Below are 22949 nucleotides of genomic sequence, written 5' to 3'. Positions count from 1 at the left end.
ACCCCGCTGCACATTTGTGGCGGGGTCTTTTTTGTGCTCCTTATTTATCGTCCGGCTTCGTCGAACCAGGCGGAGCAAGGTCTGCAGGCCTTGCCGGTGTCGGAAATGCGATATTGTTTTCGTCAAAAATCCGCTTCACAACTTTCATCGCCGCACTTTTGGCCGGACCCGGGCCGATCTTATCCTGCCGGATCCAAAAGAGTATTTCAAAATCAATGCTTTTTTCCGTGAAACGGGTGAAATTGAATTCGATCGCTTTCAAAGGATCGATAAAATCCAGTTTTTTAATAACGCTTAATGCAAGGTTCTCGACGATCGCAAGGTCGTCTTTATACCCTATACTACCTTCCATGCGCACACGCCGCTCGCCCGAATGCGTAAAGTTCACGATAGGCTTCTGAAAAATATCCTTGCTCGGCAATTCCACCTGCTGACCTTCGAAGTTATCCAGCTTTACGGAGCGCAATCCAATCGACAGCACCTTACCTGTAAAACCGTTTGTCTCGATCACGTCACCTACCTGAATCGGCCGCTGAATCGCGATGAATGCACCCGAGATGAAGTTGGTCGTCAGATCCTGGAATGCAAAACCGAGCGCTAATGCCAACACACCCGCCCCCGCGAGCAGGGATGTCACTGTTTTATCCAATCCCAGAACGCCCAATGCGAAAAAGAAGCCGGTGGTGATGATTGTAATGCGCGTAATGGTCGAAATCAGCCCGACCAAGGCTACGTTTTGCGACGCGTGCCCCAATATCCGCTCGATAAACTTCCCTCCCAACCTCGACAGAATCCTAAAAACGACGAGGATAATAACGGCAATCAGCAAGTTCGGTAACAGCCGATAAGCTTCGACCGTCCAGCGGTCGACCTTCACGGCGATGGGGTCAACAATTTTGGAAATTTGTGCGAAAATCATGAGTGCTATTAATACGGCCAGCCAATCGAATTAATAAGCGGCCGGCCTTTTATAAACAAGGCAAAACTCGCAAATGTTATGTGGTTTGCAAAAATACGTCCCGTGAAATTCGGGGCTCTCTCCACCGGCGATTTAACCGAAGGCTCTTCGGCCCCCGCCTTTTGCCCATCGCTTTTCCTGGCATTTCGACGCTGCCTTATGTTTGGACCCGTTCAAAATCAATTCATTCACAATCAAAAGGATACTTATGAAACTACTTCGAAACATGGCTATTGTAGCCAACGGAATTCTGGTCGCCGGAATGCTGGGAGCTTGCCAGCCTGAAAACGGTGCGATACTCACACCGCAGACACCGGAACCAACCAGCGACCGTAACGCAAAGACCACTCAGGCGGCGGGTCTTTTAATTAAAGATGGTCAGGTTGATTTGTCTTACAATGGATCGGGCGTTTTGTGGAAGGAAATCTATGCCACCGCTTACTCTGAATTTATCTATGTACCACAACTGATCACGGCTAAGAATTATAAATATGGCACCCTCTCAGCGGAATACAAATATACCCTCAATGCCTCCGGCCGTTGTGTCCAGTCTGTCACAAACAAGACCTACATATACGAATACAATGCTGACGGGCAGCTCTCCAGATGGTACAATAAAGACAAGCCCAACGAGCGACGGGAATTTTCATATACAACGGATGCCAGTGGTTGGAAAAAATCCCTTAGCAAGGTGACATTCTATGATGAGTCTGGCACGAAAACCAAAGAGTTAAAGTTTACCTACGGTTCGGCAGCAACAGGGACGCTTCTCCTGGACAAATATCCAGTAACCCCGGATCTACTCCCTGACGGAATCAGCAGGTATCTACCGATATTCGGTACTTTCAACACATATCTTGTTCAAACAGTAACTGAAGACAAATACCTTTTGAACGGTCAAAAATTATCCAGTACCCAATACCTGTATAATTATACGCTGGACTATGCAGGTAAGGCCAAAAATATTACATTGAAGAAAATCTATGGTGCAATTGTCTCCTCGACGGACAGAACATACTCTGCACCAACGTATAACTTTTAGCACTTGCACAACCCGTGATATTCGGGGCATGCAAGTGCCCCGAAGTTTCCTTCATATTCTCTCGAGCAACTCCTTCTTCTTCGCCTTAAATTCTTCCTCGGTGATATGCCCCTTTTCAAAGAGTACATTCAACTTTTCGATGGTTGCAATAATGATATCCTGAGGCGTTTTGTCCGCGGTCAATGCCTCTGCATTCGAGGTAACGTCGTAGGCTATTTCAGGCGTAGGCTGCTTAGGCGCATCCGGGTCCGACACTACTTCCAATGCCGACAAATCCACCTGCCCCTCCTGGCTTGTAAACCGGTAAGAACTCGTCGTGCCCTGTTGCTGCGAAACACCCGTAATCTGGTGGTGTTTGGTGTCGTAGATCGTTCGTTTACCACTATCCTCGATCACCAGCCTGTGCACCGGCGCAAAGTACGCATACCGAAAATTGTTCTGCGAACCACTCGATGTCGGATTCCCGAATATCGCGGGCCAGGAACTACTTGGCTCGCTGAAAAAACCATTTCGCGTGCCTGGTTGCTCGCGCTCACCCTCGCGAACGGGAGAACCGCTTAGCGGATCATCGTTTGTCTCAAATAATACCGTAGTAGTAACCAGTTCCGAAAGCTCGTTACAGAGCTTGTCGACCGTGCTGCGGAGTGAGCTATTGAACATATCGCCCACCATCGTCATCCCGCCCTTCATCCATTGCCCCTGCCCTCCGAGCTCGGGCAGGTTGAACTGGGCCATCGTACCATTGCCGTGGATGATCGCCTTTAAAAGCGATACCACTGTTTCCGGCCGTAAGTTATATCGGTCAGCGATCTCGGTCGCTTGCTGCTGTCCGCTTGCGCTTAATGTTTTCATGATATCCAATTTTGAAAAACAACCATAAAAACAGTGCCATCCGGTCATTCCAAACCGTAAACAAACCGATTCCTGCCACTCACGCATTGGATTTCCTGGGACTTCTACACAGCGACTATGTTTGAATCGAGACTTGTCAATTTTTAAACATTTAAACACGAAACGTTATGAAAAGAATTACGCTGACCGGAAATCCGCTGAAAGTATTTGCATTAGTTGCAATGCTTGCCGGCTGCCGGAATGAAGATGTTGTGACACAACAATCTCAATCCGATATCACAACTAATGATCATAATGCTAAAATTACTTTTACACCACAATTATTAAAAGAGGGTGCAAATGAATTGGAATATTATGGCGATTACGACGTGAATAGAGGAAAATTGAAAAAAGTAACAAATACCGATGAAAATGTTTACACAGAATATAAATACAATGGATCGACAATTGTAGCGCAAAGAAAGAATATTTTCACAAACGCATTGATTTATCAGATCACCTATCAGCTTGATGGCCTTGGACGTTGTGCTGAAAGCCTAAGTACCGAAACTAACAAGTCCCTTAAATATGAGTACGGGCAACTAAGCAGGTTAGTGAAAGTCTATAATAAGGCAAATCCAAACGAGCGAATGGAATTCGGATACGACCAGAGTGCCATAACCTCCCTAAAAAGTGTCAATTTTTTCAACCAGGCAAATGCTGCGACGAAAGAAGTTAATTTCAATTATATCGTCCAGGGCGGAAACCCAATGCAAAACAAGTACCCGATCAACCCCGATGTGCTTGGAATAACGAGTAAATATCTTCCTATTTTTGGAACTTTCCATTCTTTTTTGCCAACCTACGAATCAACAAAAATTCTGCCGTGGAATGGCGATCCATTTGCCGGATATAGTTTAACCTATTTATTCAACGCAGGTGGATATCCTAAAACCATTAATTCAACAAACAGCATAAACGGCATGACCATCGTTACAAGCCGAACATACACGTCACCTAAGCTGTAATAATAGCTTTATAAATTCTATCAAATTTCTAATCATCCATTCTATCTAATCGCCCATCCGATAAATGGCACGCTCTATCAGTGGCTGTGTTTAAAATGAGTTTAAACAATCGTCACATATTTAATTAAAGAATGTTATGAAAAAATTACACATTTCCGGAAACCTATTAAAAGTATTACTACTTGGCGCACTTCTGACCGGATGCCAAAACGACGACGTGATGTCACCACAACAGACTAGCGACGTAAACGTTAATGACCCGAATGCCAAAGTAAATGCAGAATTGAAACTAATAAAAGATGGCACGGCCATACTTCAATATGTCAAACAGGGACGCTTTACCGGCCAACTTTCCAAAGTTTCCGAAACGGGCTCCTATGTGCAGTACTCCTATGATGACAGCACAGGTGACCTCTGGATCACCAGCAAGCGTTACAATAAGAGTACCAACGCTTTGATAGATGAAATAAAATACAAAATTGTTAACGGACGTTGCGTTACCAAAATCAATCTCACTACCAATTGGACATCGCAATTTGTTTACAACGAGGTAGGTCGACTCAACGAAATCAATTTATCATCGGGAGCGCTTACACAGAAACAGGTGTTTACATATGATTACAACTCAGTCACCGGTGTGGAGCGATTAAAACAAGTTGTATTCTCTACTCCGACCGGCGCTTATAAACAGGTCAATTTCACCTATACATACGGCCTTGTTGCAGAGAAGAAGGACAAGTACCCTCTGAACAGCGAACATTTGGGGTTGGACCCATACCTACCCTATTTTAGTAAGTTCAGCGATGTACTAATTCAGCAGGTACAGATAACGCCTCTTCCTTATACCAATCAGGCAAAACCTTACTATCGCTATTTTTACAGCATCAATGCGGATGGCTATGTTGTTGGAAGAAATAAAGAGTTTTTCCCACTTGGCTATGGATATGAAGCCGGAAAACAAGCGTCATACAGTGGACTAGATTACTCGACCGGCTGGGGAGGAATTTAGTATAGTGTTAATTTACTCAAAACCGGCAGTCGGATAGATTGCCGGTTTTTTATTTTCCAAGAGCACAAATAATTCAAAATCTTCAACCAAATACTTATTAATCTATGCCGTTAGGCAATCGAATTTTCAGCACTTTACACCTCCTGCTAAGTTTGATATGATTTTATTTTCATTCAACCCATTAATAGCTAAAATTATGAATTCATTTCAAACAGTAGGCAAGGCACTGAAAGGGTTGACACTCGCTGCATTGTTAGCGGGGTGTCAAAATGACTCACTCGTTCAGCCTCCCGGCATCCCAAATATCGAAAATACCAATCAAAATGCAAAAATAACAGCGGATGTATTTTTAGTAAAACACGGAGATAACTCGTTGCAATATTTAAAATTTGGGAAATTCGCCGGCAAGCTATGGAAGGTACATGACCCCTATGCTTACACCGAATACACTTACGATGACAGCTCGGGCGACTTGTGGATTACTAGCAAAAAATACGCCAAATCCAACAACAAACTTTCAAGTCATAAAACCTACCATATAGTAAACGGGCGATGTGTGGCAAGCATGGATTTGACCTCCAAATTTTCTTATGAGTACAAATACAACGCGCAAGGATCGCTGATTGAAATTAAGAGGTACTTTGGAGCACATATTCTCACACAGCAGTTTTCCTATAAGGTAATCTTACCAAACGCTCAACGGCTTGACAAGATCACATATATTGGCGAATCGGGCCCGTTTATGGAATACAAGTTCAGCTATTCTGCATTTCAGGACAAATATTTTCTAAATCCCTATCATACTCAGCTTGATAAATATCTCAGGATCTTCGGAACATTTAGCGATAAACTAGTAGAGTCCGTTATTACGGATTATTTAGATGGAACGGCATCCTCTGACAACTATACCTACACCCTCAATGGTGACGGGTACGTTACCACGAGGACTGACACATATTATCCCAACATATATGAGCCGGCATTTGATGTTTCGACAGATAGTCTAAGCTACATAACAAGTTGGCCGGGACTATAATGCATTCTATTTCAAGCCGGGTAGTTTTGTTACTATCCGGTTTTATTTCAATACAGCCTCAATCTTTTTCCGATCCAATTTTATTAAAACACTTCAAAAATATGTAACCAATTCAACGGCTCACACTATCAGTTTTATTACAATAAAATTCCCAACTCACATCAAAATAGAAGCTCTGTTTTCACCGATTTGTCATTCGATCAACAATACTATCCGTTAGTTAAATAATTCCAATACGTTTTACGGTTTCAGGTAATTTTGAATCGAAAATTATTTTATCAACTTTAATTTCAAATTTTATGAAACTATTTAAAATTGGCGGTAATGTATTTAAATATCTGTTGCTGATTGGAATTTTGACTGCTTGTAATCATGATGAACCAGTTAGTCCGGCATCTAATTCCACGACGGGGGTCAATGAAGAAAACGCTAAAACAAATGCCGCTCTAAAATTGGTAAAATATGGAGATGACGGAGTTCAATATATAAAAAGCGGAAAATTCATGGGTATGTTATATAGGGTGAGTAATGCAACAACGTACAGGAAGTATACTTACAATGACAATAATGGAACCACTAATCTATTTATCACTTGCACCTCCTATTCGCAAGCAACAAATGCTAAAATAGGTGAATCAATATATGAAATAGCAAACGGTCGCTGTATTGCAGTCACAGGATCGAATGGTGACAGTTATCAATATAAATACAATGCATCAGGCCTATTGGACGAGGTTACTATGTTTTACCAAAGCTCATGGGCTAAATGGAATTATTCTTATATATTCAATGCCCCGACCAATGCTTACCGGCTCGATAAAATTGTGGCTATCAACAACGCCGGACCGGTTCAGGAAGCTAAATTTACTTACACTGCAATAGCAGATAAATACCCGTTAAATCCTGAGAATATCAATACTGAGCCGTTGTTGCCTTTTTTCGGTAAGTTTAGTGACGTACTCATAAAAGATATTGAAATTAAGTCAACCTCAGGAACGCAATGGACAAATTTTAGGGAGTATAATTACGTATTGGACAATGCTGGTTACGTCACATCCAGGACACAAGCCTATCACCCATTTGGCAAAGGGAGCAACCAATCACTGTCAACTTCTACCATGAATTTCAAGTACTCACAATATTGGCAGGGGATCTGAGATCACGTTGGATAGGTTTCACAGTTAAGCTCACTCTACTATGGCGGGCCGTCTTACCAACGGCCCGATTTTCATTTCAATTCATTCTCAATCGCCTCCCACTTCCGTTCCAAATCACCATTATCCTTCACCACTCCCTGCCCCTTCACCATCTCCTCTGCCGCACGCAACCGCTCGGCCGTCAATGGATGGGTACTCAGTAGTTTCAGGCTTTCCACATCGTCGTGCGCGCTTTTAAGCACGGTAAACAAATCCACAAACCCTTTCAAATCCAGCTTGTTTGCCTTAAAAATTGCCATCCCTTTGCTGTCGGCTTCGGTTTCCAGCTCACGAGAGTAAGTCAGGTTTGCAAGGGCATTGGAGTTGTCGGCCAGGACGGTAACGACGCCATTGACATCATTAAGCAGCAGCGAGAGGAACAAATAACCGCCCAAACTGCGGAAAATGTTGCGCAATGAGTGCCGGTAATGCACATGGGAGACTTCATGCGCCAGCAATGCGGCAAGCTCCTCCTTCGTATGCATTTTCCGGAGGATGCCGTCGAATACCACAATACGCCCGCCTGGCAAGGCAAATGCATTGACCTCCTTATCCTTCACGACGGTTATGCGTATAGGGTAATGGGTTTTGAAATCAATGGCCTTCGCAAAATCATCGGTGACGGCTGTCAGGCCCTGATCCACCTCATAAGCGCGGATCATATTTTCATACATCGTATCACCCATTCGCACTTCGGTGCCTACGGGAAAACGCGACGCGACGGCCCCCGCCAGCCAGGGAAGTCCAAACCAGTAGCCCAGGCCCATCAGCATCAAAACAGCCAAAGCAACCCCTACAATAGTGGCATTGTTCAGTTTAAAAATATCCGTAACACTCTTTTGAAAAAACACCTTCTCCGGGTAGCGCTTTTTAAGCGTCTCGGGTAGGTTGTCCTCTTTACATTCAATAGTTTGCTGCGGAAATTCTCCGTACCTGAAAATGTATAGGTTACTGAAATTCTCGTCCGTCACGATACCGGGTATCGTCCATCGGACCGAAGTGAGCTCGCCCGAGGGATCACGGTAATGAATGAGCCAGTGATCGGGCATGAGGGTGAGCGTCGCGTCGTGCGCGATGGACAGTCGGCCGTCGTGGTAACGGACACTAAAATTGTACATGAAGCCAGCAAGGTCGGTTAAACAATCCCAATATCGATCATATCCGCGAGATCTTCACCGGTTGCATCGGTATAATCAGCCTCGGTTTGAATGATTGCATCGACATCCAGCGGCCCGTCGATATGGATATTTGAAAATACAAATTGCATGGTACGCACAATTGCCCAGGGTGTGGCCAAACCGAGACTCAGAACGATGATCAGCACATTGACGATGAGAAGCTTAAAATACCCTCCCGCAGTGGCCGTCGAGCGGAAAGCCAGCCGCGTTTCGCCCTGATACATGCGGATATTATTCACGTAGTAATTGAAAAGGTCTTTTACCCACCAGAAAGCGTAAATCCCCAAAGTCAGCAGTGTGAGGAAATACCCCTTTATATTCAACCAGAAAAAAGCGCCGCCTTCCCCTTCGTATGAAAATGTAATGTTGCCGAACCGCAGGTTCTTGAAAATGTATTTTCTAAGTTCAATAATAAGCCATGCGCCGTAAATACCGAATGTAATGAGGGTAATGATGCTCCCGATAATGAACGTATTCAATAACTCCTTTCTGTCACCACGGTAACCAAAATGAATGCCCCGCCAGGATGATCGCGAAGCTCTGTAACGAAGCGCGCCATGGATAGCAATGGGGATTAGCAACAGAAACCCGATGTAGAAAACGGCAAGACCGATCATCATTAGCGTTGGTTTTTGTGTCGCGATTCCACCGAGCAGAATGCAATAAAGCACCACGAAAATCCCGATCGCCTTGATAAAACCGATAAACATTTCCTTACCCGTCCCATGAAATGTAAAACGGCTTCCTTCGAACTCGGACTCCTCATACATGTATTTCAACAATGCAGCCCTTGCCCACGGGTAGTAAAGCCCGAACGTCACGATGGTCAAAAGAATATTGACGATGTAAATTCCGAAGAGTTTGGCTCCCTCTCCATGAAAGGTAAGCTGGCGGGTTTCTTGCTGTTCCATTTAGTTAGATTTGAATTTGGAGAAGGTCAAATATAAAGATTTCAACGTGCTATTATATGAATCGTACGTTATCGGGCACAAAAACTACGGCGATATTTACCTTTCGGCACAGTTATTTTAGTCATTGGCTGACATTCATTTCATCAAAACAACTGGAAATCATGGATATTTATCAATTGGCAAACGAGTACCTGGACGCTATGGATGGCGGTGGCGACCCCAGTGACCCGCGTGAAACGCCTCCATTCGATCCCCGACCTGAGGTACCCTCCCCCGATATACCTGAGGAAACTCCTCCTTATGAGAAGGAGCCGGAGACGCCTCCGGTAGAACCACAGCCCGAGCTGCCACCAGTGGAACCTATCGTCCCCGAAGTGGAGCCCTTGCCTGGGGAAGAGCCTGGTATACCTGCATTTAAGTAACCCAATTTTACAAAGTGTATTATTTTGAAGTTTTTCATAATAAAGCAGTTACCTTTCATATTAACCCCATAAAAACTACTACAAAAATTGTAGCCGGAATTAAATTCATCGTATCTTCACTCAAATTTATTTGTAGACCCGACGAATGGCTAAAATTTTTACACTCTGTTTTTTACTCATCTCCTTCTCTATTCAGGCACAGTCATATAAGCTACTCCCCGGAAAGATTGAAGCGGAAGAATTCACGGCAATGAATGCCGTTGGCACCGAGAGCACTTCGGACGCCGACGGAGGCCAGAATGTCGGCTGGATTCAGGATGGAAGCTGGATGGATTATGCCGTCCAGGCGCCCTCGGCGGGCTACTACACGTTCAGGTTCCGCATTGCGAACGGGTACAGCCCCGAAGCAACGCTGGTTTTAAAATCGGCAACAGGTACCTCGCTTGGCCGGATTGTGCTTCCGCAAACCGGCGGCATGCAAGGCTGGCAAACGGTTTCGATAGTCACATTACTTCCACAAGGAGATCAATTAATTCGCGTTTTCGCTGAAAAAGGCGGTTGGAACTTCAACTGGTTTGAAGTAAACACCTCGCGCCCCATAGCGAATGGCAAAGTCGAAGCGGAAAGCTTTGATGCGATGTACGAGGTGCGTACGGAAGTTACGGGCGATGAAGGTGGCGGCCTCAATGTCGGTTATATCGATGATAACGACTGGATGGACTACAACATTAGTCTCCCAAACGCACGTGATTATGAAATTCAGTTCCGGGTCGCCAATGCCTACGGAAACGGCGTCATCGAGATACAGAATGCAGCAGGTACCGTGCTCGGACAAGTAAATGTGCCCCAAACAGGGGGCTGGCAGAACTGGGTGACCATTACTACCACCGTTCCCCTGCCGGCCGGCAGTCAGGTGATCCGGCTTTTTGCACGAAATGGTGCGTTTAATTTTAACTGGTTTGCATTTGTTTCTGCCAGCGCACCTATCACTGGTACAATCCTTCCCGCGAAAGTAGAGGCGGAAAGTTTCAACGATTTTTATAGCGTACAGCTTCAAAATACCGAGGATACCGACGGCGGCCAGAATGTGGAGTGGATCGAGGATAACAGTTGGATGGAGTATGATGTACATGTTCCGACAGCGGGCATTTTTACATTCAGCTACCGCATCGCGAATGGATACAGCCCTGAGGCCATGCTTGCCCTGAAAAACAGCGATGGTGTGGAGCTGGGCAGCATTCTATTGCCGCAAACGGGTGGAATGCAGGGCTGGAAGACCGTCAGTATGCTGGCATCGCTCCCCGCGGGAAACCAGAGGCTAAGGATTTTCGCCACAAAGGGCGGATGGAACTTCAACTGGTTTGAGGCCAAAGAATCCCGGGCATTAACGAACCGAATTGAAGCCGAGAGCTTTGATGTGGCGTCGGACGTACGCACGGAGGCTACTGGCGACGTGGATGGGAACATCAATGTGAACTACATTGACGACAACGACTGGATGGATTACAACGTGAATGTACCAACGGCTGGTACCTATACCGTCAATTTCAGGGTAGCCAACCAGTGGGGTAATGGGCATATTCAGTTCAAAAACACCAATGGTACTATACTCGGCAGCGTGGATGTGCCCCAAACCGGCGGTTGGCAGAATTACACCACCGTTCGCACGACTGTTCAGCTGGAAGCCGGCAGCCAGATTTTCCGCATCTTCGCCAACCGCGGTGCATTCAATTTCAACTGGTTTGAAGTAATACCCGGCTCTGTTCAGGGACAGTCGGTGATTACATTTGAAGCGATTTCAGATAAAAACCTCACCGATGGTTCATTCAACCTGACCGCCAGCAGCACGAACCGGGAAACACCTGTTTTGTTTACTTCTTCCAATCCTTCGGTCGTATCCGTCTCGAATGCAACTGGTATCTGGAAAGCAACCATTCATACTGCCGGACAGGTGACCATTACCGCCTCCCAAGCCGGGAATAACAACTATCTGACGGCCGACAACGTGGCCAGGACATTTACTGTTTCCGACAATTCGAACCCCAATAATCCGGCTCTCGGCGCCAAAATCCCGATCGATCCGAAACGCTGGTACCAGCTCACCAATGCAGCCAACGGCCTCGACGGACTGTTTGACGGCAATACCCAGGAGAATGTGCTCACTGGCTGGGGCAAGGTGATCAACAATTATGAGGCCTATTATCCGGTGAAAGAAGGGGAACAGATTACGCTCAATGGTGTCAAATTCTTTGATTTCACAGGTACCGCACAGGATTTTCCGCTGGTACTGTCCGTGATCACGGATCAATGGGAGCGCATTCCGGTGGCAACATTCACAGGCGAGATTTATAACGGCTGGGTAGGCCCCTACCCCGATCGCCAACTGTCCGGCGACGCCCAGTTCAAACTCGATCAGCCAATGAGTAATATCCGCTACCTGGTAATGACGATGTCGAACACATTACCAACGGAAATCGAGTTCTACGGAAGTTACACGCCTGGAACCGAAACTCCAAAACCTGCCCGTACCAAACATATTACACTGAATGACATGCTCGGCGTGAACGGTTATGAGTGGTATTTCCAGGATGGGGTACATACCGAGTCGCTCGTTGAATCGAAAGTACAGGTCGCCAAAAACTTTACTGGCCTGCGGCATTACATGGACTGGGAAAAGCTGGAATCTTCGGAGGGCGTTTATTCCTACAATCCGACATTAAGCGGAAGCTGGAATTATGACCTGATTTACGAACGTTGCAAACAAGAAGGTATTGAGGTGCTGGCTTGTCTCAAAACACAGCCGGCCTGGATGCGCGAGACTTATCCCGAAGACCAGCGCGACCCCGAAAACGTGCCGGTACGCTACGGAAAGAACTTCGCAGATCCCCTTTCTTACATCGAGCAAGCCAAAGTTGCATTTCAATATGCAGCGCGTTACGGAAGCAATACCAATGTCGACCCTTCGCTGCTGAGCGTTTCAACAACTCCTAGATGGACCAACGACCCGGTTAACACGGTCAAAATTGGCTTGAACCTTATCAAATACATCGAATGCGACAATGAGCGAGACAAATGGTGGAAAGGCCGTAAAGGTTATCAGACAGCCCGCGAATATGCGGCGAACATGTCGGCATTCTACGATGGCCACAAGAATACGATGGGCGCCGGCGTAGGTGTTAAAAATGCCGATCCTAATATGAAAGTGGTGATCGCGGGACTTGTTACCGGCCCCGATTTTGTAAAAGGAATGGTAGACTGGTGTAAGGAGTTCCGCGGCTATAATACCGACGGCACCGTAAACCTCTGCTGGGACGTGGTGAATTTCCATCTCTATACCGACAATGCGTCATCGAACCAGAGCGGTACCTCCACCCGCGGCGCGGCACCGGAGGTCACCAATGCAAAAGAAATCCTCGAAAACTTTGTCAAAGTAACCCGCGAAGTGTCTAATGACCTGCCAGTCTGGAACACGGAAGCCGGCTATGATGTACATCAGGACAGCCCCTTGAAGGCGATTCCTATCAGCAACAAATCTGCATTGCAAACGCAGGCCGACTGGATCCTGCGCACTTCGCTGTTCACCGCCCGCAATGGCGTTGAGAAATTGTTTTTCTATCAAATGTATGACGACAACGGCGGCGGTGGAATGTTCGCGTCTGCAGGGTTCATTAACAACGACCAAACCCGCCGGCCAGCTGCCGACTACTTTCTGCAAACACAGAAACTGTTCGGACAATACGAATACAAGGAAACGATCAACAACGACCCGATCGTTGACCGTTATGAACTGAACGGCAAGTCGCTTTTCATTCTGACAGTCCCCGATGAAATAGGTAGAACCGCCGAATATACCGTAAATCTCAACCAGTCGGGCACAGCCCGGATTTACACACCTACCGCCGGCGCAGATAACATGGCCATGACCGAACTGCCGATTGTGGATGGTAAGGTAACCGTTACCGCCGGGGAAACGCCGATTTTCGTCCTCGCTGCCGACAGCCAGAATGCGAGACAGGCAGCCGTAGAAATGGCAGCACCCGTTGCAAAGGAAGAGGTATCACTCCACGCAGAAGCAAAAGTTTATCCCAATCCCACTTCCGACTTCATCAGCATCGACCTCGCCAACGAAAAAACCGGCCGAATCGAAATCCGCATTTTTGACGCGAAATCGGGAACGCTTTACAAGAATATGCAAGCGAATAAAACGGCGAACCGCTTTTCGCACCAAGTAAACATTACACAGCTGCCTGCCAGCATTTACGTTGTCGAAATCCAGCAAGGCGGTGACCGTGCATTCCGCAAGATCGCCAAGGTTAATTGACAGCGGAACGTCATAGCAATCAAAAGCCCGGGTCGTTATGTCCGGGCTTTTGGTTTTAATCGAGGTAAGCGGCACCGCTCATGCGCCGGTTCCAGCGCCCGCCGGTTTCCAGTCTGGCTATATTGAACTTATCGCGATACTCCTTCGGTGTTACGCCCGTACTTTTTTTGAACAACTGCCGGAAGGATTTTAAATCGTTATAACCCGAATTCAGCATTACTTCGAGTACGCTCTGATCCGTTTGCGCCAGCAATTTCTTGGCCGCCTCGATGCGTGTCCGCTGCAAATACTCGATGGGCGTCACGCCGATTGCCTGCTTGAAACGACGTACCACATTTCTGCGGCTTGCCGGAATATCCTGAATGAGTACTTCGATGGTACTGCCCTCCTGGTATTCCTTTTCGATTTTCCGCTGCGCCATATTCACCAGTCCGTCGCCATGGTTCTGGGGCGGCGAAAACGTGCCGAAATAGGTTTGCTGCTCGCGATCCATATCTATGGCAAACATTTTGGCGGTCCGCAAAGTGAGGTCCTTTCCGCAAAAGCGCTGTATCAGGTAAAGCATGAGGTGGAAACTGCTGGTAGCCCCGCCGCTTGTGAAAATGCCTTTGTCTTCAGTCACCACTGCATCGCTCTTCATGATGACATCCGGGAAATTGGAAGCCAGCACCTCCGCTGCGTCTATATGCGTGGTGGCATGCTTGCCGTTGAGCAGGCCCGCAGCTGCAAGCAGGAACGCGCCCGTGCAGAAGCTGGCCAGTTCGGCGCCATTTTTATATTGTTCCCAAAGCCAGGGAATGCATCCCTGGTTGCTCATAATCGAAAGCTGCACATCACCCGAGCCGAATGCCGGCACGAGGATAAGGTCCTGCTTGGTAAACTCATTAATCGATTTCATCGGATAAGCTCCGTAGAACTTTTCCGGCTCGGGATCGGGCGAGAATAGTGTAATGTTGAAAAAATGAGGCTGGTTAGCCCGTTCGTAGAAGCTGTTCACCGATTCGAATACATCGAGGATCGCTGCTACGCTCAATAAGCGGTGCCGGTTGGTAATTAATAGTCCTAGTTGTAACATGTTGTTGATGGTTTAATCTTTGACATTCAGGTCAAAGCGGGCACCAATATAGAAATTTTGTCCCAAATACCCCTCTCGATTGTCGTTTTAAGCAGTTGCTTCCCATCTCATTTTTCTTAAATTTTGAATGGTTATATTAACAATTATTTGCCACGAAGACACGAATGAGCACGAATGCGCTCGTATACCTTTCGTGGCAAGCTAAATCTGAATCCTTATGAGCAAAAGTAAATTTGAAACATCGCTGGAATCCGGAGTACATCACCAGTTGCAGGCGCTGACCGGCAGCTGGCAAGGGCTCACTAAAACCTGGTTTGAACCGAACGTCCTCGCCGACGAATCCGAAATGAAAGGAACCATTAAAGCCATCCTTGGTGGCAGTTTTCTACTGCATGAATATGAGGGCAGCATTAATGGCAAACCTTTCCAGGGCATCGCCATTTACGGTTTTGACATTCCCAACAGCAATGCACAGGCATTCTGGATTGACAGCTTTCACATGGGTACCGGCATGATGCTCTCCAACGGCACGCCTACCGGAAATGGCTTTTCGGTTTTGGGACAATACAGCGTCCCCGAATACCCCGCCCCCTGGAATTGGCGTACCGTTGCGGAGCTGCAAGACGCCGATACGTTGGTCATAACCGCTTATAACATCTCGCCGGAAGGGCAGGAAGACAAAGCGACAGAGACCGTTTACAAACGCGTGCGTTGATCATGCATTTGGGTCAGTTCATTCTGGATAAAGTTCTGTAATTGCTCATTACTGGGAAGATTCACGGCATATTTGCTGACAAACAACTGCGTATCGCTGTCGGCTACTGCATATTCAACCAGTGCCCGGTTCTGATCCGTCACCAGTAATAATCCCACTGGCGGATTATCGTCCTGGGCCATTATTTCTTTCTTGTAGTAATTAATGTAAGTTTTAAGCTGCCCTATGTGTTCGTGCCTGACTTCATTGGTTTTCAGCTCAATTAAAACATGGCATTTCAAAATACGGTGGTAGAACACGAGATCGACAAAAAAGTATTCATCCCCGATGATGATCCGCTTCTGCTTGGCTTCAAAGCAAAAACCATGGCCCAGTTCAATCAGGAATGCTTCCAGGTTATCAACCAGGGCTTGTTCCAGATCGTTTTCGTAAACTACATCCTTGGCTTTTAAACCAAAAAACTCGAAAGTGAAGGGGGATTTGATAATATCGGTGATGCAGGGGCGCTCTGCGTGCTCCTCCACACTCCGAGCCAATGCTTCAGGATCGAGGCTAATACCAGAACGTTCGTAATAAAGGGTATTGATTTGCCTTTTCAGTTCGGCTACGCTCCAATTGCTTTTGATGCATTGTCGTTCGTAGAATGCCCGCTTTTCAGGCTCACGGAGGGGAAGCAGCAGGGTGAGGTGTGAGAATGACAGACGGGAATACTCCTAAGCGAAACGTTAAGCTGTGCCATTCCAATACTTCCCAATTGTGCAGACAGCGTCTGCATAATTTGAGGATAGGTCAAATAGAATTGCCTGAACAGTTTCAAATTTCTGCCACCGAGGCCGGCAATGTTTAATGCATCGGCCAAATCATCGACCAGCCGCTGGCCATACCGCGCGCGATCTTCGCCATTCTGTTCGAATTCCACAATGTGAAAGCCAATCAACCAGTTTCGAATGGTCAGGTACCTATTGATAGCCTTGGAAGCACTTTGTTGAAGGGTAAAATTGGTATCTTGAATCGTCGACACCAGCGAATCAAAGTTTGTCATGATTGATGAAGTTTTTATGAGAAGGCCAGAATATCTGACACTTTCCCTTACTCCACCAAATCCAATTCTCAAATGGTATGAATTTATTCTCAAGAGGCTTTCAAAGCGATCAGCGAGGCTGAGCTACCTTCGCATTTGAAAGCTTTGAGATGAACAAAAAAAGATGACCACCGGTCGAGCCAATGGTCATCTGAGAATTTTAAGCGACTGCGGCAGTCGGCACTGCCACAGTAGTGTTTGTTGCAATATCAGGTTGAAGCGTAATGGGTTCCGGCGTGTCCGGTACCGCGTCACCAACAACCGGTCCATTGTGCGACAGCTCACTACCTTCCTTCTTGGATTTGAAAATGGGCCACATAAACTGCGCGTACCATTCTTCCTCCTGGTAATGTTTAATGCCGTACGATGACGGGTATTTGCGGGTGATGATGCCGGTCCCGAAAATGATATCCCAGAGAAAGAACATATTACCGAAGTTTCCTTTGTAATAGCCTATCCCGTCGTCGGTCGTGTCGGCGTGGTGTGCATGGTGTGTGGCGGGCGTGGAAATCAGTCTTTCCAATACCCAGCCGATCGGTTTCAGCCATTTAATTTCATAGAAAGGCTTGTCCCAGGGAATGCTCGAATGCGCGCCGGTAGTAATGAACGATTTGATCACTTTCACAAATAAGGCGGCATAACCCAGGCCCAGGTAAGTCAACGCGACGGTGAGGTAGGTTTGGGAGAAAAACAGCGTGTAGATTACGTTCTGCCTGCTCGCCATGGCCATTCCCATGTAGTTGGCGGAATGATGCGTGCGATGGAAGCGCCACAACCAGGGCACCTGGTGGTGCAGGCGGTGGTACCAGTATTGCGTGAGGTCGTCGGCCACAGCGATGATCAGGAATGCCCACCAGAAGGGTACCCATTCGAATGCATTTTTCGCATCAGGCAAGACCAGCGGAAGGAATTTCAATCCGAAATAGGCGACAAACGGCCGGATAATCAGCTTAGGAACCACAAAGCAGACAATATCCAGAATCCGCTCGTTCTTGGTCCATTTGTTTTCATATAAGCCGGCCGCAAATTCGATCACGCCCAGCACGAGCACGATCACGGGCAACCCCCAGCTACTCAGGTTTTTGAAAACCGCCTCAACAAAAGCAGGCGCTTTGAAAGGAAACTGGTTGCTTCCTTCCCACGGCCGGTAATCGAAAATCTGGAAGCTGGCAAACATCAAAACGATGGGCGCGAGGTAAAGCACCACGCTGATCAGGCCGTCGCGGGTAATTTTCCGGGCCAATGCATTATCCACTTTCATGCGTGACTAAATTTTTATGGTGAAATGAGCGATCAGATAAAGAATTTCCACGCCAGCCAAATACCTCCGGCGATCAGTACAAAGGGAATTATTGTAAGCAGTATGCCGACGGCGATCTTCCTCGCGAGCAGCACCACGTCTGAGAATGTGAACATATTGCAAGTAGTGTAGTAGTACCGGTCTAGTATAAACGCAGCAGATAATATGGGTGCGGAAATACCCCGGGACAGCACAGCCGGCAACTGAAATCGCCAACCACCGAAAATTTCAGATGATCAGCCATGACTGTCAGGCGGGATATTTCCGATATATGTCAGGGATAGATTGCCGTTTCAACAACAGCAACCGGAATGAAAACAAAGCGTGAAGGTACACCCTACCACTTCCCTCAATGGGGCCTTACAAAGTAAATTAACCGCGCTCATATTATAAGATGCCTGGATTAATACTCAGCTCAGGGTGGTTCAGGAGCTTTGTTTTTTTAGTAGTATACTTATTTGATAGACAAAGTAAGTTTAATGTTTTTTAAAATGCAATAGCTTTGCCTAATTTTCTTGAAAAATAAAAAAATCCGTGGCGACAGTAACGCGCTGCCGGCCACGGATCAGACAGAAAAGGAGCCAGTAGCGCCTTTCTGTACATCCTTATATAAACCAATTTATTTCAATTCGGTAAGCCACTGCTGCGCGAATGCACGGGCAGTATTGGTGGGCGTAGCGCCCATGCGGTAACAGAACTTCCATACATCGCTTTTACCTTCGTAGGCCGCATTCACAAACTTCTTACGACCGTTCATTTCTTTCGTCTGCGCCGCGAAATCCACACCTTTGCTTTGGTTCAGGAAATCTGTCAGCCGTGCAGTAAGTACCTTTTTCGGATCTTTCAGTTTCTCGTACTCGTCGGCATTGCTTTTCGCATTGCGCGCCAGCGTCTGCTCCGACTGCCGGATTTCGTCGGCCGCCAGATATTCGGCATATTGCTTTTTAAATTCCTCCATATTGGTTTTCAAAAGCGGTTTGATCTTCTTGAAGAACGCAGCATTACGCTTCCCATCCTCGATCTGCTTCTTGAAATCCGCGCGCTGTTCGGCCGGAATACTGCTGAGCATGCTTTCCATACCCACAAATGTCTCTGCCGACTGGATCTGAATATCCACCACCGGCTCCATATCCTTCGCCTGCAACCCTTGTACACCTTTCAATCGGTTTGCCCTGATTTCTGCTTTGCGTTGTTCGCTCACGGTAGTTTCCAGTTTCGGGTATTTCTTCACGATCGCGTCGATGTAACGTTTCTGAAAGTCCTCGGAATTGAAATAAGTCTTCACAAAAGCACCTGCTTTCTTAATGGCCGTCGCCTGCGCCTCGGGTGCCAGCGAGCGGCACGCCGATTTCACCGAACTCCCCAAGTACGGCACACTTACCGACGGGGCCTGTAAAACGTTCCAGAGACGATTCTGAATATCCTTCTGGCTGATTCCGTATTCTTCAAACTCATCGCTGAAGGTGAAGTTCAGGAATGCAATGCAAAACGCATAGAGGAAAAAAGGGATGATTTTATTTTTCATGGCTGTAATTGTAATCAAGGGTAATCTGCATTTGTAATGCTTATTGCTTTGTCGCGATCATCTCAACTTCCTGTCCTTCGAATACCACGAAAATATTCAGTTTATCATCTTTCAGGTTCCCTACTTTCTCCGTGTTTTCGTAAATATCGATGCCTGTGCTGCCGGCATTTTTCAGGTTCAGGGTTCCAAGGTCTTCGTCCGGCTCGCGGTCGCCGTCGAGCGTTACTTTCATTTTTCCCGTCACTACTTCCGAAGAAAACTTGTCGAGCTGGATCGTAATGCTGGCCTTGCCTATTTCGAGCGGATAGTCATCGCCGTCGACCGTCAACTTGGTCACTTTATAAGTCCCTGCCACTTTCGAGCTTAGTTCCGGGGATACGTCTTTGTCCTTGTCTTCACAAGCGAACATTAATGTACTGAGCAACAACAGAGCGAAAATGTTTTTCAAGAATGTCATTTTTTTCATGGCTGTATTGGATTTGAAAATGGATAATGGATGAGATAATTTTCGCCTTTCGACATGACAAAGGTAGCCTGTCCGGAAGCCGCAGATCAATCCTGTAAAAGCATGATTTTTCGAAAATCATATGTTTATAGGATATTATTAAAAGGTTTTATTTCAGACTTTTGCCACCGTAATTTTCCCATCCATTCTACTCTCCGGGTCCGATGAAATTATATTTACGAGCACTTTTTATAACCTTTTTATGCACCCGGGCGCTTGCACAGAGCCCCGACCCCAATGCGATTCTGAAACGCATTCAGACCAGCAAGCAGGATACCAACCGCGTGCTCGCGTATATTGAATACGGGCAGTATCTCGAAAACCAGAACCTCGACAGCGCCGCTAAATATTACCTGAAGGCGGATGCCCTCAGCGAACAATTGAACTATGATATCGGCCGGTTCAAGTTCCGATCGAACTACACCTATATTCTCAATTTGCAGGGAAAATTCGAGGAAGGGTTGAAATTGAACCGCGAGAGCCTTGAAATAGCGAAAAGGATGAAACACCAGGTGAATATTGGCAAGAGCTACGCCAATATCGCAACCAGCTACACTTATATGGGCAATTTCACCGAAGCGATCAAATACTACCAGCAATCGGCCAGCCAGTTTGATAAGTTGGGGATGAAGGAGTTTCTGCCCCGGCTTTATATCAGTATCGGTACAGCTTTCGAGCATGCCAATCTTTTCAATAAGTCGGTGGTTTACAAACAAAAAGCATTACAGCTTGCCCGGCCGATGAAGGACAGCCTGCAACTAACCGATATTCTGACCAATATCGGGGGTTGTTATTTCAATCTCAAAAAATACGATGAAGCCCTCGCCCATTTCAAAGAAGGGCTGGTAGTTGCCGAAAAAATCCATTCGGACATTTTCATTACGCAGGCTTACGCGGGACTTTGCCGCACCAACCGGCTTCTTAAAAACCTGGATGAGGCTTGGATCTACGGCCAAAAAGGACTTGACCTTGCCAGGAAATCAGGGAATGTATTTTTGGAACTCGACTGCCTGAGAGCGCTGATGTTCCTCGCCGAGGATGCAAAAAAAATCGACCTGTCGGCCAAATACACCAAGGAAGCACTCACGATCGCGGAGGCCAATAATATGACCGACCATTTGGTGGAACTTTACGAAGATTACGCGACAGACCTCGCCCGCCAGAACAACTACAAAGGCGCATACGACTACCTGATGAAGTACTCGATCCTGAACGACTCCATTCAGGGAATCGATATTCAAAAACAATTGCAGGAGCTCGACACGAAGTACCTGACAGCACAGAAAGAAAACCAGATCGTAACGCTTGAAAAAGAGAAGCAAACACGCACCACGCTGATTTACGCCCTCATCGCCGGGCTTGTCGGATTGCTCATAATCGCAATATTGGTTTACAGGAACATTGCATTCCGCAGGCGCGTGGCCGAGCAGGAAGTACTGCAATTGCAGCAGGAAAAACAATTGGTAGCCACCAATTCTATTTTGAAAGGACAGGAAGAAGAACGCACCCGCGTAGCCCGCGACTTGCATGACGGTCTGGGCGGACTATTATCAGGCATCAAACTAACTCTGAACTCAGTGAAAGGAAATGTAATCCTGCCCGAAGAAAGCGCCATGACGTTTACAAGGGCTCTAACCCAATTGGACGGCGCAATCAGCGAAATGCGCCGCGTAGCCCACAGTATGATGCCCGAATCGCTTGTACGGTTCGGATTAATCGACGCGCTAAGCGACTTTTGCGAAGGCATCAGCGCCTCGGGCAGGTTGAAAGTACACATGCAGGCCTTTGGTTTCGATGACAAGCGCCTCGACTCACAGGTGGAAGTGGTCCTTTACCGGATCATCCAGGAGCTGCTCAACAACGTGCTCAAATACGCCGACGCCAGTGAAGCACAGGTACAACTTACCTGGGTCGAAAATCACGTGAGCGTAACTGTGGAGGACAATGGCAAAGGTTTTGACATTAAAAACCTCGAACAGAATAAAGGTGCCGGCCTTCGTAATGTGCAAGCCCGTGTGGATTACCTGAATGGTACGCTCGACATCCAGTCGAAACCGGGCGAAGGCACATCGGTACTGGTTGAAATTGTACTTTAATGACCGATATCAATGCCAGAAATGGCTTTAACCTAAATAAAAAAGAAATTATGAGTGTCAGAATCCTCATCGTGGATGATCATCCGCTGGTATTGGAAGGATTAAAATCGCTGCTCGCCGACTCGGAAGGGGTGCAGGTCGTCGGAACCGCGACCAACGCCATCGATGCCATCGCATTCCTGAAAAACAACGAAGTGGACATCGCATTTCTCGATATCAACCTGCCGGACATCAGCGGCATCGACCTTTGTAAAAAGGTAAAAGACCAGTTTCCGGAGGTAAAAACACTTGCATTGAGCACATTCAACGAGCGCGCCTACGTCTCGCGCATGATCCAGAACGGGGCATCGGGTTATCTGATCAAAAGCTCGGGGAAGGAGGATATCCTCGAAGCTATCGCGCAGGTGCAGGCGGGCGGCTATTTTATGAATGTCCAGTTCGACCAGGTAACGCCGGCCACCGCACCTAAAACGGTGCCATTTCTAACCAGGCGCGAAAAAGAAGTGTTGCTACTGATTGCCGAAGGACTCACCAATCCACAAATCGCAGAGCAGCTGTTTATTAGCGTTACCACTGTGAACAGTCATCGGCAGAACCTTCTGATCAAATTTGAAGTTTCGAATACCGCTTCGCTGATCAAACTTGCCGCGGGGCTGGGGTTGATTTGAAAAGCCTTTTATTGCAAAGAAGCCCTGATCATCGTCATATGGTCAGGGCTTC

The 22949-nt window shown here is 46.9% G+C and carries 21 protein-coding genes; 11 read left to right on the top strand and 10 right to left on the bottom strand.

Features of this window, described 5'->3' with window-relative positions; all coding sequences use genetic code 11:
• Positions 1–40: 40 nt before the first annotated feature.
• Positions 41–919 (bottom strand): mechanosensitive ion channel family protein, encoded by an 879-nt coding sequence (locus AC2YIT_RS10565; RefSeq protein ID WP_430844513.1) that lies wholly within the window; start codon positions 917–919, stop codon positions 41–43.
• A gap of 265 nt (positions 920–1184) precedes the next feature.
• Here AC2YIT_RS10565 and AC2YIT_RS10560 point away from each other — a divergent pair, with 265 nt between their 5' ends.
• The gene (locus tag AC2YIT_RS10560) at positions 1185–2000 is read left to right on the top strand and encodes a hypothetical protein (RefSeq protein ID WP_487279153.1); all 816 of its coding nucleotides are present in this window, start codon (positions 1185–1187) and stop codon (positions 1998–2000) included.
• A 51-nt stretch (positions 2001–2051) separates the two neighbouring features.
• Here the strand turns inward: AC2YIT_RS10560 and AC2YIT_RS10555 are convergent, their stop codons facing one another.
• Positions 2052–2852, bottom strand: coding sequence for an SHOCT domain-containing protein (locus AC2YIT_RS10555; RefSeq protein ID WP_487279152.1), 801 nt, complete (start codon positions 2850–2852; stop codon positions 2052–2054).
• Positions 2853–3019: 167 nt separating this feature from the next.
• On the opposite strand from AC2YIT_RS10555, the gene AC2YIT_RS10550 reads away from it, so the two are divergent.
• The 4 genes from AC2YIT_RS10550 (at position 3020) to AC2YIT_RS10535 (ending at position 7061) form a co-directional block, all read left to right on the top strand.
• Positions 3020–3859 carry a hypothetical protein gene (locus AC2YIT_RS10550; RefSeq protein WP_487279151.1) on the top strand — a complete coding sequence of 280 codons (840 nt, stop codon included), beginning with the start codon at positions 3020–3022 and terminating at the stop codon, positions 3857–3859.
• Positions 3860–3995: 136 nt separating this feature from the next.
• Complete coding sequence (locus AC2YIT_RS10545) at positions 3996–4868, top strand: hypothetical protein (protein ID WP_430844507.1); 873 nt, start codon at positions 3996–3998, stop codon at positions 4866–4868.
• A 196-nt stretch (positions 4869–5064) separates the two neighbouring features.
• Positions 5065–5904, top strand: coding sequence for a hypothetical protein (locus AC2YIT_RS10540; protein WP_487279150.1), 840 nt, complete (start codon positions 5065–5067; stop codon positions 5902–5904).
• A gap of 299 nt (positions 5905–6203) precedes the next feature.
• Positions 6204–7061 carry a hypothetical protein gene (locus AC2YIT_RS10535; protein WP_487279149.1) on the top strand — a complete coding sequence of 286 codons (858 nt, stop codon included), beginning with the start codon at positions 6204–6206 and terminating at the stop codon, positions 7059–7061.
• A gap of 71 nt (positions 7062–7132) precedes the next feature.
• On the opposite strand, the gene AC2YIT_RS10530 is transcribed toward AC2YIT_RS10535, so the two are convergent.
• Together AC2YIT_RS10530 and AC2YIT_RS10525 are read right to left on the bottom strand one after the other, a co-directional pair.
• Entirely contained in the window at positions 7133–8218 is a 1086-nt protein-coding gene (locus AC2YIT_RS10530; RefSeq protein ID WP_487279148.1) for a M48 family metallopeptidase, read from the bottom strand.
• A gap of 17 nt (positions 8219–8235) precedes the next feature.
• Complete coding sequence (locus tag AC2YIT_RS10525; protein WP_430844500.1) at positions 8236–9189, bottom strand: YjgN family protein; 954 nt, start codon at positions 9187–9189, stop codon at positions 8236–8238.
• A gap of 161 nt (positions 9190–9350) precedes the next feature.
• Here AC2YIT_RS10525 and AC2YIT_RS10520 point away from each other — a divergent pair, with 161 nt between their 5' ends.
• Entirely contained in the window at positions 9351–9611 is a 261-nt protein-coding gene (locus tag AC2YIT_RS10520; RefSeq protein WP_430844499.1) for a filamentous hemagglutinin, read from the top strand.
• A 145-nt stretch (positions 9612–9756) separates the two neighbouring features.
• Positions 9757–13932 carry a carbohydrate-binding protein gene (locus AC2YIT_RS10515; RefSeq protein ID WP_487279147.1) on the top strand — a complete coding sequence of 1392 codons (4176 nt, stop codon included), beginning with the start codon at positions 9757–9759 and terminating at the stop codon, positions 13930–13932.
• 55 nt (positions 13933–13987) lie between these two features.
• Here the strand turns inward: AC2YIT_RS10515 and AC2YIT_RS10510 are convergent, their stop codons facing one another.
• Positions 13988–15007 (bottom strand): GlxA family transcriptional regulator, encoded by a 1020-nt coding sequence (locus tag AC2YIT_RS10510; protein WP_430844496.1) that lies wholly within the window; start codon positions 15005–15007, stop codon positions 13988–13990.
• 217 nt (positions 15008–15224) lie between these two features.
• On the opposite strand from AC2YIT_RS10510, the gene AC2YIT_RS10505 reads away from it, so the two are divergent.
• Positions 15225–15722, top strand: coding sequence for a DUF1579 domain-containing protein (locus tag AC2YIT_RS10505; RefSeq protein ID WP_430844495.1), 498 nt, complete (start codon positions 15225–15227; stop codon positions 15720–15722).
• Here AC2YIT_RS10505 and AC2YIT_RS10500 read toward each other — a convergent pair.
• From AC2YIT_RS10500 to AC2YIT_RS10490, 3 genes are all read right to left on the bottom strand, one after another.
• Complete coding sequence (locus AC2YIT_RS10500) at positions 15704–16399, bottom strand: PDDEXK nuclease domain-containing protein (protein WP_487279430.1); 696 nt, start codon at positions 16397–16399, stop codon at positions 15704–15706. The two genes, AC2YIT_RS10505 and AC2YIT_RS10500, sit on opposite strands and share 19 nt — an antisense overlap.
• Positions 16327–16764 carry a DUF1016 N-terminal domain-containing protein gene (locus tag AC2YIT_RS10495; RefSeq protein WP_487279146.1) on the bottom strand — a complete coding sequence of 146 codons (438 nt, stop codon included), beginning with the start codon at positions 16762–16764 and terminating at the stop codon, positions 16327–16329. The genes AC2YIT_RS10500 and AC2YIT_RS10495 overlap by 73 nt, the downstream gene beginning before the upstream one ends.
• A 199-nt stretch (positions 16765–16963) precedes the next feature.
• On the bottom strand, positions 16964–18064 hold the full coding sequence (locus tag AC2YIT_RS10490; RefSeq protein ID WP_487279145.1) for a sterol desaturase family protein: 1101 nt from the start codon (positions 18062–18064) through the stop codon (positions 16964–16966).
• Positions 18065–18088: 24 nt separating this feature from the next.
• On the opposite strand from AC2YIT_RS10490, the gene AC2YIT_RS10485 reads away from it, so the two are divergent.
• Complete coding sequence (locus tag AC2YIT_RS10485; protein WP_487279144.1) at positions 18089–18235, top strand: hypothetical protein; 147 nt, start codon at positions 18089–18091, stop codon at positions 18233–18235.
• 487 nt (positions 18236–18722) lie between these two features.
• Here AC2YIT_RS10485 and AC2YIT_RS10480 read toward each other — a convergent pair whose 3' ends face one another.
• Both AC2YIT_RS10480 and AC2YIT_RS10475 read right to left on the bottom strand, forming a co-directional pair.
• Positions 18723–19628: a hypothetical protein gene (locus tag AC2YIT_RS10480; RefSeq protein WP_487279143.1), complete on the bottom strand. Its 906-nt coding sequence runs from the start codon at positions 19626–19628 to the stop codon at positions 18723–18725.
• 40 nt (positions 19629–19668) lie between these two features.
• Positions 19669–20094 carry a hypothetical protein gene (locus tag AC2YIT_RS10475; RefSeq protein ID WP_487279142.1) on the bottom strand — a complete coding sequence of 142 codons (426 nt, stop codon included), beginning with the start codon at positions 20092–20094 and terminating at the stop codon, positions 19669–19671.
• Positions 20095–20297: 203 nt separating this feature from the next.
• Between AC2YIT_RS10475 and AC2YIT_RS10470 the strand changes: the two genes are divergently transcribed.
• Both AC2YIT_RS10470 and AC2YIT_RS10465 read left to right on the top strand, forming a co-directional pair.
• Positions 20298–22229 (top strand): tetratricopeptide repeat-containing sensor histidine kinase, encoded by a 1932-nt coding sequence (locus tag AC2YIT_RS10470; RefSeq protein ID WP_487279141.1) that lies wholly within the window; start codon positions 20298–20300, stop codon positions 22227–22229.
• Between the two features lie 50 nt (positions 22230–22279).
• The gene (locus AC2YIT_RS10465) at positions 22280–22897 is read left to right on the top strand and encodes a response regulator (RefSeq protein WP_487279140.1); all 618 of its coding nucleotides are present in this window, start codon (positions 22280–22282) and stop codon (positions 22895–22897) included.
• Positions 22898–22949: the final 52 nt, after the last annotated feature.

It is taken from the genome of Dyadobacter sp. SRI_021 (assembly GCF_057586235.1).
Note: the sequence above shows the minus strand (reverse complement) of the source record. Positions and strands in the feature narration are given on the sequence as shown.

What these genes read in the sequence shown, in the direction of transcription:
- AC2YIT_RS10565 (WP_430844513.1), bottom strand. Translation starts at nt 919, where the DNA reads ATGATTTTCGCACAAATTTCCAAAATTGTTGACCCCATCGCCGTGAAG.
- AC2YIT_RS10560 (WP_487279153.1), top strand. Translation starts at nt 1,185, where the DNA reads ATGGCTATTGTAGCCAACGGAATTCTGGTCGCCGGAATGCTGGGAGCT.
- AC2YIT_RS10555 (WP_487279152.1), bottom strand. Translation starts at nt 2,852, where the DNA reads ATGAAAACATTAAGCGCAAGCGGACAGCAGCAAGCGACCGAGATCGCT.
- AC2YIT_RS10550 (WP_487279151.1), top strand. Translation starts at nt 3,020, where the DNA reads ATGAAAAGAATTACGCTGACCGGAAATCCGCTGAAAGTATTTGCATTA.
- AC2YIT_RS10545 (WP_430844507.1), top strand. Translation starts at nt 3,996, where the DNA reads ATGAAAAAATTACACATTTCCGGAAACCTATTAAAAGTATTACTACTT.
- AC2YIT_RS10540 (WP_487279150.1), top strand. Translation starts at nt 5,065, where the DNA reads ATGAATTCATTTCAAACAGTAGGCAAGGCACTGAAAGGGTTGACACTC.
- AC2YIT_RS10535 (WP_487279149.1), top strand. Translation starts at nt 6,204, where the DNA reads ATGAAACTATTTAAAATTGGCGGTAATGTATTTAAATATCTGTTGCTG.
- AC2YIT_RS10530 (WP_487279148.1), bottom strand. Translation starts at nt 8,218, where the DNA reads ATGTACAATTTTAGTGTCCGTTACCACGACGGCCGACTGTCCATCGCG.
- AC2YIT_RS10525 (WP_430844500.1), bottom strand. Translation starts at nt 9,189, where the DNA reads ATGGAACAGCAAGAAACCCGCCAGCTTACCTTTCATGGAGAGGGAGCC.
- AC2YIT_RS10520 (WP_430844499.1), top strand. Translation starts at nt 9,351, where the DNA reads ATGGATATTTATCAATTGGCAAACGAGTACCTGGACGCTATGGATGGC.
- AC2YIT_RS10515 (WP_487279147.1), top strand. Translation starts at nt 9,757, where the DNA reads ATGGCTAAAATTTTTACACTCTGTTTTTTACTCATCTCCTTCTCTATT.
- AC2YIT_RS10510 (WP_430844496.1), bottom strand. Translation starts at nt 15,007, where the DNA reads ATGTTACAACTAGGACTATTAATTACCAACCGGCACCGCTTATTGAGC.
- AC2YIT_RS10505 (WP_430844495.1), top strand. Translation starts at nt 15,225, where the DNA reads ATGAGCAAAAGTAAATTTGAAACATCGCTGGAATCCGGAGTACATCAC.
- AC2YIT_RS10495 (WP_487279146.1), bottom strand. Translation starts at nt 16,764, where the DNA reads ATGACAAACTTTGATTCGCTGGTGTCGACGATTCAAGATACCAATTTT.
- AC2YIT_RS10490 (WP_487279145.1), bottom strand. Translation starts at nt 18,064, where the DNA reads ATGAAAGTGGATAATGCATTGGCCCGGAAAATTACCCGCGACGGCCTG.
- AC2YIT_RS10485 (WP_487279144.1), top strand. Translation starts at nt 18,089, where the DNA reads ATGAGCGATCAGATAAAGAATTTCCACGCCAGCCAAATACCTCCGGCG.
- AC2YIT_RS10480 (WP_487279143.1), bottom strand. Translation starts at nt 19,628, where the DNA reads ATGAAAAATAAAATCATCCCTTTTTTCCTCTATGCGTTTTGCATTGCA.
- AC2YIT_RS10475 (WP_487279142.1), bottom strand. Translation starts at nt 20,094, where the DNA reads ATGAAAAAAATGACATTCTTGAAAAACATTTTCGCTCTGTTGTTGCTC.
- AC2YIT_RS10470 (WP_487279141.1), top strand. Translation starts at nt 20,298, where the DNA reads ATGAAATTATATTTACGAGCACTTTTTATAACCTTTTTATGCACCCGG.
- AC2YIT_RS10465 (WP_487279140.1), top strand. Translation starts at nt 22,280, where the DNA reads ATGAGTGTCAGAATCCTCATCGTGGATGATCATCCGCTGGTATTGGAA.